Below are 15522 nucleotides of genomic sequence, written 5' to 3' on the forward strand. Positions count from 1 at the left end.
CCCGGCCCAGCAGCGGCCCTCGTCCTGATCACCGCCGCAGAACGTGAGTGTGGTTCTCGTAACGGGGCGTGGGGCCGTCCAGGCGCTTAGGGTATTAGTGCTGATCTCATGATTTATCCATAAAGGCACGTATTCGGTGGCGAAAGAGCAGCAGGCGCCCGAGTTGCCTGGCGCGCCTGGAGTGGTGCAGGCCGCGGACCTGCCGTACCAGCAGTCCGCCTTGGCCGCTGCTCGGGCTGTGGCTCAGGGTGCTGCCCTGGTGGCCGCAGTGCTGGGCGCGGTGGGTCTGTCCGGCTGGATCCTCGGCATCGACGTCCTGAGGCGGGTGCCCGGCACCGACGCCGTCATGAGCGCGAACACCGCCATGGCGCTACTGGCACTCGGCGTCTCCCTGTTCCTGGTGGCTCACGGATGGGTCACCCCCTGGGCGATCGCCGTGGCCCGGGCGGCCGCAGCTCTGGCCGCCTTGATCGGCGGGCTCACCCTCGTGGAGTACGCGACCGGGACGGGCCTGGGCATCGACCAACTGCTCTTCAAGGACGACACGGCGCGGCTGGCGGCGGAGGTGCCCGGACGGATGGCACCGAATACGGCTGCGGCACTGGTAGTTGGGGGCGTGGCGGCACTGTGCGCGAGCACGTCCCGACTTCCCGCCTGGACGAGTCAGGTCCCGGGGCTGGCCGTCCTCGTGCTGGGGATGCTGCGCCTGTACGGGTTCGCGTACGCCGTGCCTGAACTGGAACGGTTCGGCGCTTACAAGGGCATGGCCCTGTACACCGGGCTGGCCCTGGTGCTGCTGGGCATCGCCGCCTTCCTGGCCCGGCCGGACCTGGGTCCTGCGGCGCTGCTGATGAACGCGGGCGCCACAGGGGTGCTGGGGCGCCGGCTGTTCGTCACCGTCCTGGTGGTACCACCGCTGCTGGGCTGGCTCGTCCTGGCCGGTGAGGACGCGGGACTGTTCGGAACGCGTCTGGGCATCGCGCTGCTGGTGGGCGGGCACGTGACCGTGTTCACCGCTGTCGTCTTCGCGACCTTGGCCGTGGGCCGCCGTATCGAGGTGGCCCACGCCCGTGCCGAGTGGCAGGTACGGCAGAACGAACTGCTGCAGGCGTTCATGGACCACACGCCCGCGGTGATGTTCATCAAGGACCTGGAGGGTCGCTTCCTCGCGGTCAACACGACGTTCGAGGAGAGCCTGGGCGTGTCCCGCGAACGGATACTGGGCCGCCGGGACCGGGATGTCCTGCCGCCCGACCTCACGCATCAGGCACGGGTCGCCGACCTCACCATGCTCGCCCGGGGTGCCCCCGTGCAGCGGGAGGAACTGCTCGCCCTGCCGGGAGGCTCACGGGACTTCCTCACCAGTCTGTTCCCGCTCAACACTCCGTCCGGCAAGCCCTATGCCGTCTGCGGTGTGGTCACCGACATCACCGAGCGAGTCGCGGCCGAGCGCGAGGTCGGACGGGCCAACCGGCGTTTCCTCGCGCTGCTGGAATCGGCACCCGACGCCCTGCTGATCACGGACGGCCGAGGCGTCGTCGTCATGGCCAATGCGCAGGTGCGCCGATTGTTCGGCCATGCGCCGGCCGACCTGCTGGGCACCGGGGTCGTCGATCTGGTGCCCGCCCCCCGACGTCGACGCCACAGCGCCCTCCTCCGCGCCTACCTGCGACAGGCGGCCCCGAAGCCGATCGTTCTGGACCGGGGCCTGTACGGGATGCACAGCGGCGGCGGTGAGTTCCCCGTCGAGGTGAGTGTCAGCAGCCTCCAGGCCGAAGAGGAGACACTGGTCTTCCTGACCGTACGGGACATCACCGAACGCAGGCAGGCCGAGGCCGAACGCGCCGAGCGCTACGAGGAGCACCGACGCATCGCCAACACCCTGCAGCACAGCCTCATGGGCGAGCCGCCCCGTGTGCCCCACCTGCCCAGCGCCCACCGGTACCTGGCGTCCGTCCAGGACCCCGGAGTCGGCGGCGACTGGTTCGACATCGTTCCCCTGGACCAGGACCGTACCGGCATCGTCGTCGGCGACGTGATGGGCCGGGGGCTGGAGGCGGCGGCCGTCATGGGCCAGTTGCGCGCCGCCTCCCACGCGCTGGCCCGCGCGGGCATACCGCCCAGCCGGCTCATGACCGGGCTGGACGCGTTCGTCAACGACTTGGCGGACCAGCTCGTCACCTGTGTCTACCTGGTGACAGACCGGAGCGCCCACGAGGTCACCCTGTGCTCGGCGGGCCACCTCCCGGTCATCGTCCGGCCCCCGGACGGGCCTGCCCGCCAGCTGAAGGCACCGGTCGGTGTGCCGCTGGGCGTCAACGATTCGTGCGGCGGCGGGGTGCCGTTCCGGCAGACGACCCAGCCGCTGCGCCCGGGCAGCACCCTCGCGCTCTACACCGACGGACTGGTCGAGAGGCCCGGCACCGACATCGAGGCCCAGATCGACCTTCTCGCCCAGACCCTCGACGTCGCGCTGAAGGGCGCTCCCGCGGATCCGCAGAGCCTGGACCAGGCCGCGGACCGGCTGATCAGAACTCTCATTCCGGACATCTCCGTGCATGACGACGACGTGACCCTGCTGCTGGTCGGGCTGCCCGAGTGTGAGGGGAAAGGCTCCCGGAGTGCGCGTGCCCACACCGGCGTGAACGGCGATGTCGAACGGAAATGACAGAAATCTGTAAATTTGTACAGTAGGGCTTACGGCTGTCAGGCGTGCGACGGTCGCGCGCGTGCGCATGAACCTCGCAAGCGAGGGCAAGTATGTTCGACTTGAGTGCGCCGATCGTGGCCACATTCATCGTGTATGTGGCCGTCATGATCGGAACAGGTGTCTGGGCCCACAGCCGCACTCGCACCTTCGCCGACTTCGCCCTGGGGGGCCGCAGGCTCAGCGCGTTCGTCGCCGCCCTGTCCGCAGGGGCCAGCGACATGTCCGGCTGGCTGTTCCTCGCCTTCCCCGGAGCGGTGTACGCGGCCGGCGTCGGCGCCAGTTGGATCGCGGTCGGTCTGGTGGTCGGTACCTACCTCAACTGGCTGTTCGTCGCGCCGAGGCTGCGCACCTACACCGAGCGCGCCGGGAACGCCGTGAGCCTGTCGGCCTATCTGGAGGAGCGGTTCGAGGACCGCACCCGGACGCTTCGGATGGTCTCGGCGGCGGTCACTCTTGTGTTCTTCACCGTCTATGTCGCCAGTGGGCTGGTGGCCGGCGGACTACTGTTCACACATATCTTCGATGTCAGGTTCGGGCTCGGAGTGGCCCTGACCGCCTTGGTGATCGTCGTCTATTCGTGCCTGGGCGGCTTCCTCGCCGTGAGCCTGACGCACGTGATGCAGGGCACGCTGATGTTCGTCGCCCTGCTCGTGCTCCCCGTCGTCGGCATCGGGGCGCTCGGCGGCTTCGGGGCACTGCGCGACGCCCTCAACAGCAGGACACCCGACCTCCTGGACATGGGCGCCAAGGTCGACTACGGGAACGGAGGGTGGTCGGCAGGCGGGTCGCTCGGCGCCGTCGCGATCACCTCGCTGCTCGCCTGGGGTCTCGGCTATTTCGGGCAGCCGCACATCCTGGCCCGCTTCATGGGCATCCGCAGCACCACCGCCATCCCCGCGGCCCGCCGTATCGAAACCGTGTGGGTCATCGTCGTGCTCGGCGGCGCCACACTCGTCGGCCTGGTGGGCATCGCGCGGTTCGGCACGAAGCTCCACGACCCGCAGACGGTGTACCTCGGTCTCAGCCGGACACTGCTGAATCCCTGGGGCGCCGGACTGATGCTGATCGCCGTGCTGGCCGCGATCATCTCGACCGCGGACAGCCAGCTTCTCGTGTCGTCCGTCGCCCTCACGGAGGACTTCTACCGCGCGTTCCTCAACCGGCGCGCCTCGGAGAGGGCACTGGTGTGGGTCGGCCGTGTCGCCGTTGTCGCCGTGACCCTGGTGGCCTTCGTGATCGCGCTCAGAGGCGGCGGGCTGCTGGGCATCGTCGCCTACGCCTGGGCGGGCTTCGGGGCCGCCTTCGGACCGGTCGTCCTGCTCTCGCTGTACTGGCCGCGCATGACCTGGGCCGGAGCCATGGCCGGCATCGTGTCGGGCGCGACCACGGTGCTGCTGTGGAAGCAGATCAATCCGCTGCTCGGTCCCTTCGAGTCGGGCATCTACGAGATGGTCCCGGGCGTCCTGGTCGCCACGGCCGCCGCACTGGTCTTCGGCAGGTTCGTCGGCAGACCCCCGAAACGGGCCTTCTGGCGGATGCCAGGCGGCGGGGTGAGCCGACTGATGCTCACTCCCTTCCTCACCCACGCGCCGGTCGGCATCGCCGTTCTCGACACGGATCTTCGGTACGTCTGGGTGAATGAGTCGCTGGAGCGCCAGATCCCGCTCGAGCGACGGCTGGGGCGGCGGATGGCGGAACTGCTGCCGAAGGCGCAGGCCGAGGCCTTCGAGGAGAAGATGCGCGAGGTCCTGAAGAGCGGGGCCCCGGTGATGGACTACGAATACCGCGGCTCCGGTCACCCGGACCCCGACGGCGGCCGCGCGATCTCCGCCTCCTTCTTCGCCATGAAGGACCGCCACGGCCGGAGCGTGGGTGTTTGGTACATGGTCATCGATGTCACCGAGCGCCGGCGGGCCCAGGAACGCCTGGCCCTGCTCAACGACGCCGCCGCCCGCATCGGCAGCACCCTGGACGTGAGGCAGACCGCGCAGGAACTGGCCGACGACGCCGTGCCGTCCGTCGCCGATTTCGTCGCCGTGGACCTGTTGGACTCGGTCATGAGGGGCGAGGAACCGGCACCCGGGCCCGTCGGGATGTCGCCCGTCGTCCGGCGCGCGGCGCAGCAGTCGGTGCGAGAGGGCTGCCCCGAGGCGAGTCTGGCCGTGGGGGAGACGGTTCGACGTGCCGCCTCGTCGCCCGTGACCCGCTGTCTGCTGGAGAGCAGGACCCTGGTGGAACGGATCCTGGACCGCACCGCCAGCCCGTGGGTGACCGAGGACGAGTCGCTGGGCGCCTCCTTCCTCGACTACGACTTCCACTCGGTGATGGTGATCCCGGTACAGGCGCGCGGCGTCACCCTGGGCGTGGCGACGCTCGCCCGGTCCCAGCGGCTGGGCCCCTTCGAGGAGGACGACGTACGTCTCGCGGAGGAACTCGTCTCCCGTGCGGCGGTGTGCATCGACAACGCTCGCCGTTACACCCGCGAGCGCACCGCGGCCCGTTCCATGCAGCGTTACCTGCTGCCGCAGGACCTGACGGGAGGATCCGCTCTGGAGGTGGCGTCGTGGTATCTCCCGGCGGATGTCCCCACTGGGGTGGGCGGCGACTGGTTCGACGTGATTCCCCTCTCCGGAGCACAGGTCGCGCTGGTCGTCGGGGACGTGGCCGGGCACGGCATCAACGCGGCGGCGACCATGGGGCGCCTGCGCATCGCCGTACGCACGCTCGCCAACCTCGATCTCTCCCCGGACGAACTGCTGGCCCATCTGGACGACCTGGTCATCGGCCTCATGGGGGCGCACGACAGCGATGCCTCGGCGGCGGCCGAGGCCGATGCCGCGGGCACCGCGTTCATGGGCGCCACCTGCCTGTACGCCGTCTACGACCCGGTCGACAGGCGGTGCACGCTGGCCCGGGCCGGTCACCTCCCTCCGGTGATCGTCGGTCCCGACGGCGGCGCCGACATCCTGGACCTGCCCGCCGGACCGCCACTCGGGCTCGGGTATCTCCCCTTCGAGTCCGTCGAACTCGAGCTGGCCGAGGGCAGCCTCATCGCGCTCTACACCGACGGCCTCGTCGAGTCCGTCGACCGGGACATCGACGTCGGGCTCTCCCGGCTCGGCGACGTCCTCGCGGCGCCCCGGCCGACCCTGGAGGAGACCGGCCGCCGGGTGATCGACGATCTCCTGGTCGGTCCGCCGTCCGACGATGCGGCCCTGCTCCTTGCTCGAACCCGTGTCCTGGCCCGCGACCGGGTCGTCTCCTGGGACCTGCCCAGCGATCCGGCCATCGTCGCGCACGCCCGCACACTCGCCGCCCGGCAGCTGACGGAGTGGGGTATGCCCGAACTGACGTTCACCACGGAACTCATCGTCAGTGAGCTGGTCACCAACGCCATCCGCCATGCGACCGGACCGGTCGGTCTCCGCCTGATCCGGGACCGCGGCCTGATCTGCGAGGTCTCCGACAGCAGCAGCACCTCGCCACGCCTGCGCCATGCTCGCACCACCGACGAGGGAGGACGGGGCCTGCTGATCGTGGCCCAGCTCGCCCACCGGTGGGGCACCCGCTACACGAGGACCGGCAAGATCATCTGGACCGAGCAGGCTGTTCCGGCGGCACCGGCGCCTAGTGCCCCGGCAGGCAATGTCTGCCCGTGAAGGAGCGGCGTCGGATTGACCGGACAAGCCTCGCCGGCAGCCCACAGCCCGACACGTCAACGGGCGTGCGACCCCGACGAAGCAAGCCAACGTCGGCCAGTCCTCGTGGCGGTGGTTCGGGCGGCCCTCCGCGTAAATTCTTGGGCGATGACGTGAGCAATGCCCAGCATCGGCGTCGACGAGGACCACGACTCCTCATTGTTTTCGTTCCGGTGCGTAGTTGAACGTATGCGCAGTGCTATCGACGTGGCGCGAAGTCCTCTTGAGACGGCCCGGAGGCGGCAAAAGACTGCTGCGGTAGCAAGGCTGCGCCTGCGTCCCCGGAGCCGCGGCACAGCAGTCACGATCGCAAGGTGAGGAGAACGCCGATGCCCGATGCCGGCCATCGAGACGCCGCACACTCGATCACGCTGACCGACGGCACCGCCACAGGGACCCGTGAGGCGGTCCCCGTCGACCTGGTGCCGGTCCAGGAACTGCACCGCCGCTGCTCGCTGGGCAGCCGAGCCCTGCGATACCACGCAGGCAAGTCCGGGCTCTCACCCGCCGAATGGCGTCAGTTGTCCAGCCCGGACCGCGGCACCACGCTGGTGACCACTCCGGCCGAGCGGACGGACCACATCATCGCCATGACCAACGTCATGCGCACCGATCAGCAAGGGGTGGGCGAACTCGCGATCCTGGTCGAGGACGCGTGGCAGGCCAGGGGGCTCGGCACCGCGCTGGCCGAACATGCGGCGATCGTGGCCCGCCGCGAGGGACACCACACGCTGGCCGCCGCGGTGGCGGCGAGCAACAAGCCGATGCTCCATGTCCTGGGGAAACTGGACGCGACGCCCGTCGACGCCACCGGGCCCGTGCTCGACCTCCGCATCCTGCTCTAGGTCCGGCAATGCGTCGCCATGAACTCACCGATCACCAGGGGGAGCGCAACAGTCCGCGTGTCACACCCCGTCGGACCACCCATGTCACTTGGTGCTGGCTGAAGTTGGGGGTGCCGTGACTCATCGGTGAGCGGCAATGGATCATGAAACATATGTCTCATACATCTCGACGAAGGCTCCTCGCCACCTTCGCGGCCTCTGCCGCCGCTGCCCCGCTCACCAGTCTGGCCGCCGCCCCGGCGCGTGCCGCCGCAGCGGCAGACGTGCCGGCCTTCCCGGGGTCGGCCGGCCTGTCCTCGGCCCGTTCGTGGGTGACCATGGCACCGCTGGGCGCCCCGTACTTCACCCCGGTGGCCCTCACCACCCCACTCACCACCACCGTGCTCTCCGGCACCCCGGCCCGCACCGAGGTCACCTCCGGCGGCAAGCGCGTCGCGCTGCTGACGCACGGCGCGCAAACCGTCGTACTGCCCGGCCCGCAGCGGACGTTCGCGGAGAACAAGCGGCCCTTCGTGGACGACTTCCAGCGGACACTGCCGGACGTTGCGCTGGACGTGGAGGACCGGGTGTACTGGGGAACCTCGCCGGGCGGCGGCAAGTGGGTCACGTCCGAAACCTTCAAGACCGACTTCTCGGTGGTGCCGGGCACCGGCATCATCGACCTCACGACCGCCGGGTACAGCCGGCACGCCAGCCTGCGCGACGGCGAGATCACCGACGTCGACGTGCGCTGCACGGCCAGGTTCGACAAGGTCCCGACGGGTCAGGCCTGTTCATTCGCGCTGACCTTCGGCTACGGCAGCGCCCAGAACCACTATCGGGCGCGGCTGTCCTTCCTCACCTCCGGGGCGGTCGAGATGCGGTTGGAGAAGGAGGTCACCAACGACGTGACCCCGTTGGAAACGGCGGTCACCCTGGCCACGGGTGTTCCGGCGGGGACCGACTGGACGATCCGGGTGCGGCGGGAGGGCGCCCGCATCCAGGCGAAAGTCTGGCCGTTCGCGTCGGCGGAACCGTCTTCGTGGGCCTTCGACGTCACCGACTCCACGCCCACGTTGACCAAGGGTCGGGTGGGCCTGCGCGCCTTGGCCAACGAGGGCTGCACCAACCTGCCGGTCCGACTGTCTGTGAGCCGCCTCGAGGTGGACGCCGCAAACTGGGCGGTCCTGCCGACCGTCACGCACGGCGACTGGGTGCGTCTGCTGCCCGAACCGTTCGACGGCACCTGGACGGCCGAGCTGGAAGAGACGATCCGGGGCTGGGCCGGATCCACCGTCCCGGACGTACTCGCGTACGCTGCGATGTTCCTCGGCGGCGCCCCGGCGGTCACGGCCGGCGCCGGACCGGCCCAGGGCAGGCAGGTGCTGGGCGAGGCCGGGTACGGCTATCTCGACGCGCAGGGATACCGGCTCGAGGGCGCCGACTTCCACGAGTACATGAAGGTGGGCTGGACCTTCCCGGACGGCACGTACAAGGGGCCGTCCGGCAAGCAGGTCGGCAACCTCGACTGCTCGGGCTACACGCGCATGGTCTACGGCTACCACCTGGGCGTTCCCCTGGCAGCCGAGGAGGACACCTCGGGCACCCGGATCCCGCGCAAGTCCCGGCACATCGCCGACTACGCGCCGGGCGTGGTCGTCGACCGTGCTACCGGGACCACCCCGCCCGCCGCGGCCCTGCTCCAGCCCGGCGACCTGGTGCTGTTCAACGCCGACTCCAGTGACGACACGGTCAGCCTGACCGTCGATCACGTCGGCATCTACCTGGGTCTCGACGGCGGCGGCAAACGCCGCTTCTTCTCCAGCCGCAAGACGGTCAACGGGCCCACCATGTCCGACCTGGGCGGCGCGTCCCTGCTCGACGGCTCGGGGACGTACGCCAAGACACTGCACACCGTGCGCCGAATCTGAGGCGGGTCAGCAGCCACTCAGCCGACGTCCCCCAGGAACCGGTGGGTGCGGATCCCGAAGGTCCGGCCGCCCGGCAAAAAGGCTGTGTTGCGATGCAACCTGCCCTCGAGCCCGTGCGTATTAGAGGCGATACCGCACCTGACTCGGGGGATTACATGTACTTGGACCGTTCGGCCGGTGGGACCGTCGGCCGTTTCGGCGCTGTTGTCGTGGCCTGCGCGGCCCTGTTCTCGGCCGCCGGCTGTTCGACGGACGCGGGGTCCGGCATCAGGGTGGCCGCTGACGCGCCGGATGCCCGGGCCTCCACCGCGGCGGCCGACAAGGCCGCAGGAAGGCACAACGACGGCGCGGGCAAGGAGCCCGGTGCACGCCCGGTTCCGTCGGTGCCGGAGCCCGCCGTGCTCGCGCAGGCGCGGGTGAACATATCCGACGGCCAGACGGTCGGAGTGGGCATGCCGATATCCGTCACCTTCTCGCATCCGGTCCCAGCCGCCGACCGCAAGGGGGTGGAGAGTTGGCTGCGCGTACAGACCTCGTCCGGCACGAAGGGCGCGTGGAGCTGGGTGAAGGACCACAACCTCCTGGACGGTCAGCGCGTCGACTTCCGACCCAGCACCACCTACTGGCAGTCCGGCACCCGGATCTCCCTCCGTCTCGGCTCGCACGGCGCCCGGCACTTCACCATCGGCCGGTCGCTGGTCGCCACGGTCGACGCGAAGACGCACATGATGACCGTCCGCACCGGTGGTACGTCACAGCGCATCCCGGTCACCACCGGGGCGCCGGGGACGGACACCTGGAACGGGACGATGGTCGTCATGGACAAACAGGCCAAGGTGTACATGGACTCCCGCACCGTGGGCCTCGGCGACACCTACCATGACTACTACTACTGGGCCGTACACCTGACGACGTCGGGGACGTACGTGCACCAGAACCCGCGGGCCAACACCGAGGCCGGACACCGTAACGTCACCCACGGCTGTGTCGGCCTCGCCTCCAACGGCACTGCCCAGCGCTTCTACGACGAGGTACGGGTCGGCGACGTCGTCACGGTCACCGGGGCGGACAAGGCCCCCGTCGCCGCCGGCAACGGCTACGGCGACTGGAACCTGACCTGGAAGCAGTGGCTCGCGCACAGCGAGGCCGGCGCCACCACGACTGCATGACCCCCATCGCACCGGCCCTGCGCCGCACGCGCTCCGCGCCGCAAGAAGAGAGCACGACAAGGTGACCGAGGACGACTTCGACCTCTTCTACACGGCTGCCTGCCCGCGTCTGGTGGGTCAGCTGTACGCCCTGACGGGCGACTACGCCGAAGCTCAGGACGTGGTCCAGGAGGCGTTCGCACGCGCCTGGGAGCGGCGTTCGTCCGTCCTGAACGGAGACCAGGACCCGGAGGCGTGGATCCGCACGGTGGCACACCGTCTGGCGATGAGCCGCTGGCGGCGGGCGCGCCGCTGGTGGGAGCTGGTGCGGAGCGAGTCCGTGCCGCGGCCGGTGCCCGAACCGAACCCGGACCATGTGGCGTTGGTCGCCGCCCTGCGGCGCCTGCCGGATGCCCAGCGGACCGCGATCGTGCTGCATCACCTGTGCGATCTGAGCGTGGAGCAGATAGCCGCTGAGACCGGTGCGGCCGTCGGCACCATCAAGGCACGTCTGTCACGCGGCCGTTCGGCACTCGCCGCTCACCTGGTGAGCGAGGAAAACCATTCCACGGAGGAAGCCTGTGTCTGACCAGCCACCACCGCAACCCCTGACCGAGACGGAGTTGTCGGCGCGGCTCCGTGGCCTGGCCGCGCAGGGCGCGGCACCGGCCACAGGGGCACAGGCGAGGAATCGGGCACAAAGCCGTCGCCGCACCCAGCGCGTTGTGCTCTCCACCACCGTGCTGGCGGCGGCGGCCCTGACCGCCGTCATCTCCGGCGCCCTCGGCTCGGCCACCCAGGCGGCCGCACCCCCTGCGGCGTCCGTGTCCCACACCCCCACACCCGCCCCGTCCCCGACACCCGTCCAGCGGGTGACGATCGACCTGGACGCCCACACACTGACCATCAAGGGCAGGAGGTTCCCCATCAGCGGGGTGCAGGACAACTGCCCGATCGGCGAGAGGGCGGTCACGGTCACCGCCAAGTACCCCACCCTGACCATGCCCCCCGACCAGTACACCAAGCTGACCAAGTATGTGGACGTCAGGCAGTGGGCCGTCACCTTCACCGACGGCCGTTACCACGAGCGGCTGCTGATGTGGGCGCTGGACCCCTCCGCCGGTCTCAACAGCATCGGTCACAACGCCGGTGCCGGCTCCATCGCCCTCGCGCCCCAGGCCGGGAAGTGGGTGTACGACGCCATCAAGCCCGGCGCGCGTGTGGAGATCAAGGGCCGGCAGGCCGCGAGCGCGGATGCGGACTCCGTGTGCTACGACCGCCAGCCGGTCACCGGCGACCACTGATGCCCACACCCTGCGTCATGCGCAGCCGACGACCGGCCGGAGTCCAGGTCAATTGGCCATACAGGCAGACATGTTGATCTCCGGCTGAGTACATGTGCGATGGCTGATGCAGCGCATTTGGCTTCCTTTACCCAAGACCCCCACTCCTGAGAGCGTCGAACCCCGATGACTGAATTCGCTGCCGAGACACCCGAGAACGCCTACCTTCCGGGTGGCCGGCGCCGGCACCGCAAGCCCAGACAGAACGGCACGGGAACCGGTCGGCGCCGGGCCCTCGTCCTCGCCATGGCCGTGCCCGTGGCGTCCGCCGCCCTGGCGGGTCCGTCCGCCTTCGCCGCCCCAATGGGTGTCGGTACGACGGCCAAGACCCACGACGTGGACACGGGCGACCAGCAGATGGCCAAGAACCTGAAGACCCGGGTACTCGATCAGCGACTGGGCTCCAACGTGAGCGGCGTGGTCCTCAACGCGGATTCGAACACCACCGTCTGGGGCCACCACGCCTCCACCGCGCTGATGCCGGCGTCCAACGCCAAGCTCGCCACGTCGACCGCCGCCCTGACCGTGCTCGGCCCGCAGCACCGGTTCACCACGAAGGTCGTCTACGGCCACGGCACCCTGACCCTCGTCGGGGGCGGCGACCGCACGCTGACCACCGCCGACATCGCAGAGTTGGCGAAGACCGCGATCGCCGGACTCAAGGCCGCGGGCCGGACCACCGTGAAGGTCACCGTCGATGACAGCCTGTTCCCTGCGCCGACCCTGGCCCAGGGCTGGAACGACGGCTACTACCCCGACACCGTCGCCCCGGTCCGCGCGCTGGTCGTCGACGGGCACGGCGTCCAGGACACCTCCATCGACGCCGGGCAGGTCTTCGCCAAGCAGCTCGCCGCGCACGGCATCACGGTCACCGGCGACATCACCCGCGCCACCGCACGCCCGACGGACGTTCCGGTGGCCCAGCACAAGTCGGCCCCGCTGTCGAACATCGTCCACATGATGCTCAAGCACAGCGACAACAACATCGCCGAGACCCTGCTGCGGATGACGGCCGTGGGCGCCGGCCGCCCGGCCACCTTCGAGGGCGGTACCGAGGTCGTGCGCCAGGTGCTGAGCCGGGTGTACGGCGTTTCGCTCGCCAACTTCGAGCTCTACGACGGCAGCGGCCTGTCCCGGGCCGACCGCATCCCGGCCGCGACTCTCGCGCAGATCCTCGAACTGCTGACGCAGCCCCGCTACGCGCACACCCTCGGCGCCGTCCTCGACGGCCTGCCCGTCTCCGGCGAGGCCGGCAGCACGCTCGGCCCGGAGTACGGCCGCTTCGACGACGCCAACTCCAAGTGCGCGGTGGGCAAGGTGCACGCGAAGACCGGCACCCTCACCGGCGCCATCGCGCTGAGCGGTCTGACTCAGGGCAAGGACGGCAAATGGAAGGTGTTCTCCTTCGTCGAAAACGGTGCCACGGCCGACCCGAACGCCATCAAGGACGCCATGGACGGCCTCGCGGCGACCGTCAACGGCTGCTACGCGTAAGGGATTCAGCCTCAGTACTGTGGGGTCTGACATCCGCTCTGCTGCCACTTTCCTCCACCGGCTGAGCGGGAGGAACAGGGGCGGGGCGGGTGTGCGCGACGGCCTCGCGGCGCAGGTGTCGGCTCGATGATCTCGACGCGTCGACGTGGCAAGCACCGGAACCTGTTCACCGGCAAGCAGGCGATCAACGTCGCCCACGCGAAGATGGGCGGCGCGGGCGAGCAGGCCATGGCCAGGCTCAAGGGCTGGCGCGCCTACTGCGCAAGCTGCGCTGCAGCACCACCCGGACCACCGGCATCGTCACGGCCGTCCTCACCCTCCACCTCGCGTCAGCGTGAGGCAGGCACGGCTCATCAATCACCGTGGGGGTGTACAGCCGACAGCGCATCCGGTCGAGTCCGGAACGGCCGCAGCACTGCCATCCCTTCCTCGAGTCCGACCTTCATGGCGAAGTCGAACCGGTCCACCTCCAAACACAACCCCACATCGGCAAGGTGAGCACCGCGGCGTCGCCCGCCGCGCAGGTCGTCCGCGGCTGAGGTGGTGCGGGCGTGGTCCAGATAGGGGCCGGGGTCGAGACGCCCCCCCCGGCCAGGAGCCGGTCCAGGTACTCGGCGCAGGCCGCATCCTGGGTGGCACGGCCGCTCCCAGTTGCTGCGCGAACGCCCGGATCTCGCAGCGACCTCGGGTACGGTGGCCACTCGCTTGCCGTTGGGCTTCGCCGCGGGCGCGAGCCGTGCGCGGTGGCCGTCGGGCGGCTTCACGGCGGCCCGGCGGGTGGCCTCGCGCAGGGCCTCGGGCCGCATGACCACACCGTTGCCGCCGGCCTGCAGGACCAGCGGCATGTCCCGGGTGCACGGGAGAGGGGTCCTGGCGCGGTAGGAGGCGTCGACGTCGACCGCGGCGCCGACCACGAGTTCTTCCAGACGCCGTTTGCCGAGCACGTTCCCGCAGCGACGCGCCACTGCGTCCCGCGCCTGGTCGAACGAGCCGCGCACCGCTTCAGCGACCGCGATCTTGCGCAGGCCCGTCGAGTGCCGGCCTGCGAGCAGGGAAGCGGGGCGTCAGCGGGGCGGAGTGGTCCTGCAGCAGCAGCCGTAACAGGTCCCGCCCTGCCGTCTCCAGGTGTTTCTCCAGCTCGGGCAATCCCTGATCTCGTCCAGGCAGGCCGTCGGCCGGGTGGTCACGCTGGCGCGATGCAGAGCTGGTGAGTACCGTGCCGAGTGGTGCGCAGGTTCCGTTGGGCCGCCGGCTGGTGAGGCGCACGTCGAGGGTGCCGGGAAGTGTGTCGTCGCCCCATAGGCCCGTGGGGAACCGGGAGGCGTTTCGCCGTGAGTTCGGAAGTCACGTGCACCGTCGGTGACCGATCAATGTCGCTGCCAAGTGATGGCACTGACGGTCCGAATACTGGTTCGTGGACGCACGGTGTGGGCGCCGTCGGTAGCCCTGTTCGGCCGTCCCGAGCAGCTGGTGGCCTGGCGGGAGAACCGCCCCTACGTCGCCGACGTCACCGCGTGAGCAAGCCGAAGGAGAGCCGCCCATGATCCCACTCCCCACCCTGCAAGCCGTGCGGACCACCCCCGAAGGCCTCCTGTGGGAGCCCAGCGAACGCTGGGTGCGCGGCCGCAAGGGCGACGTCACGGTTGTCGACAGCCGCCATCCTGTCCTGGTCTGGGAGCCGGATGTCCCCGTTCCCCTGTACGTGTTTCCCCGCGCGGAGGTGCGCGAGGACCTGCTGCGCCCCGCGAAGAACCCGCCGACCGGCACTCACACCGGCTCGCAGATCTTCTACGACCTCGACGTCGACGGCGAGCTGCTGGAGAACGCAGCCTGGACCTTCCCGGCCACAGACCTGGCCGACCACATCGCCTTCGAGTGGTTCCGGCGAGTGGGCAGAGGGCTGGACCACTGGTACGAGGAGGAGGAAGAGATCTTCATCCACCCCCGCGACCCGCACAAGCGGGTGGATGCCATCCCGAGCAGCCGCCACGTCCAGGTCTCGGTCGACGGCACGGTCGTCGCCGACACCCACCGCCCGGTCCTGCTGTTCGAGACCGGCCTGCCCACCCGCTACTACGTTCCGCGCGAGGACGTCCGCCTCGACCTGTTCGAACCCACCGACCACCGCACCGGCTGCCCCTACAAGGGCACCGCCGAGTACTGGTCGTGGCGCGGCGAGGCCGACGTGCCGTCGAACCTGGTCTGGAGCTACCCGGACCCACTGCCCGCGGCAGGACCGATCAAGGGGCTGATCGCCTTCTACAACGAGGCGGTCGACATCACCGTGGACGGCGAGCGAGTGGAGCGCCCCGTCACCCACTTCACCAAGACGCTCTCGGTGCAATCACGCACATGACGAGCAACGACCGCCACA

10 protein-coding genes and 2 pseudogenes are annotated in these 15522 nt (G+C 69.8%); 11 read left to right on the plus strand and 1 reads right to left on the minus strand.

From position 1 onward, the window contains the following. Nucleotides 1-259 precede the first annotated feature (259 nt). The 9 genes and pseudogenes from ACIRVH_RS39710 to ACIRVH_RS39750 form a co-directional block, all read left to right on the plus strand. Nucleotides 260-2668: a SpoIIE family protein phosphatase gene (locus ACIRVH_RS39710; protein WP_403964310.1), complete on the plus strand. Its 2409-nt coding sequence runs from the start codon at nt 260-262 to the stop codon at nt 2666-2668. A 92-nt stretch (nt 2669-2760) separates the two neighbouring features. Then, nucleotides 2761-6369: a sodium/proline symporter PutP gene (putP, locus tag ACIRVH_RS39715; protein ID WP_403964311.1), complete on the plus strand. Its 3609-nt coding sequence runs from the start codon at nt 2761-2763 to the stop codon at nt 6367-6369. A 368-nt stretch (nt 6370-6737) separates the two neighbouring features. Further along, a complete protein-coding gene (locus tag ACIRVH_RS39720) occupies nt 6738-7253 on the plus strand; it encodes a GNAT family N-acetyltransferase (protein ID WP_403964313.1) in 516 nt (171 codons plus the stop codon). A gap of 152 nt (nt 7254-7405) precedes the next feature. After that, nucleotides 7406-9163: an NlpC/P60 family protein gene (locus tag ACIRVH_RS39725; protein WP_403964315.1), complete on the plus strand. Its 1758-nt coding sequence runs from the start codon at nt 7406-7408 to the stop codon at nt 9161-9163. Nucleotides 9164-9318: 155 nt separating this feature from the next. Next, nucleotides 9319-10332 (plus strand): L,D-transpeptidase, encoded by a 1014-nt coding sequence (locus ACIRVH_RS39730; protein ID WP_403964317.1) that lies wholly within the window; start codon nt 9319-9321, stop codon nt 10330-10332. Between the two features lie 61 nt (nt 10333-10393). Then, nucleotides 10394-10900 carry a SigE family RNA polymerase sigma factor gene (locus tag ACIRVH_RS39735; protein ID WP_403964319.1) on the plus strand — a complete coding sequence of 169 codons (507 nt, stop codon included), beginning with the start codon at nt 10394-10396 and terminating at the stop codon, nt 10898-10900. Between the two features lie 136 nt (nt 10901-11036). Continuing rightward, nucleotides 11037-11615 carry a hypothetical protein gene (locus tag ACIRVH_RS39740; RefSeq protein WP_403964322.1) on the plus strand — a complete coding sequence of 193 codons (579 nt, stop codon included), beginning with the start codon at nt 11037-11039 and terminating at the stop codon, nt 11613-11615. 165 nt (nt 11616-11780) lie between these two features. Next, the gene (gene dacB, locus ACIRVH_RS39745) at nt 11781-13148 is read left to right on the plus strand and encodes a D-alanyl-D-alanine carboxypeptidase/D-alanyl-D-alanine-endopeptidase (protein ID WP_403964324.1); all 1368 of its coding nucleotides are present in this window, start codon (nt 11781-11783) and stop codon (nt 13146-13148) included. Nucleotides 13149-13316: 168 nt separating this feature from the next. Then, nucleotides 13317-13486 (plus strand): annotated as a pseudogene (locus ACIRVH_RS39750) (IS5/IS1182 family transposase); the annotation flags it as partial. A 252-nt stretch (nt 13487-13738) separates the two neighbouring features. On the opposite strand, the pseudogene ACIRVH_RS39755 reads toward ACIRVH_RS39750, so the two are convergent. Continuing rightward, nucleotides 13739-14203 (minus strand): annotated as a pseudogene (locus ACIRVH_RS39755) (ISKra4 family transposase); the annotation flags it as partial. Between the two features lie 331 nt (nt 14204-14534). Here ACIRVH_RS39755 and ACIRVH_RS39760 point away from each other — a divergent pair. Both ACIRVH_RS39760 and ACIRVH_RS39765 read left to right on the plus strand, forming a co-directional pair. Then, nucleotides 14535-14666 (plus strand): hypothetical protein, encoded by a 132-nt coding sequence (locus ACIRVH_RS39760; protein ID WP_403964326.1) that lies wholly within the window; start codon nt 14535-14537, stop codon nt 14664-14666. Nucleotides 14667-14688: 22 nt separating this feature from the next. Next, nucleotides 14689-15504, plus strand: a complete 816-nt coding sequence (locus ACIRVH_RS39765) for a DUF427 domain-containing protein (RefSeq protein ID WP_403964328.1) — start codon at nt 14689-14691, stop codon at nt 15502-15504. The last annotated feature ends 18 nt before the right edge of the window (nt 15505-15522 follow it).

The sequence above is a fragment of the Streptomyces sp. NPDC101165 genome (genome assembly GCF_044768135.1).
In the GTDB taxonomy this organism is placed as follows: Bacteria; Actinomycetota; Actinomycetes; order Streptomycetales; family Streptomycetaceae; genus Streptomyces.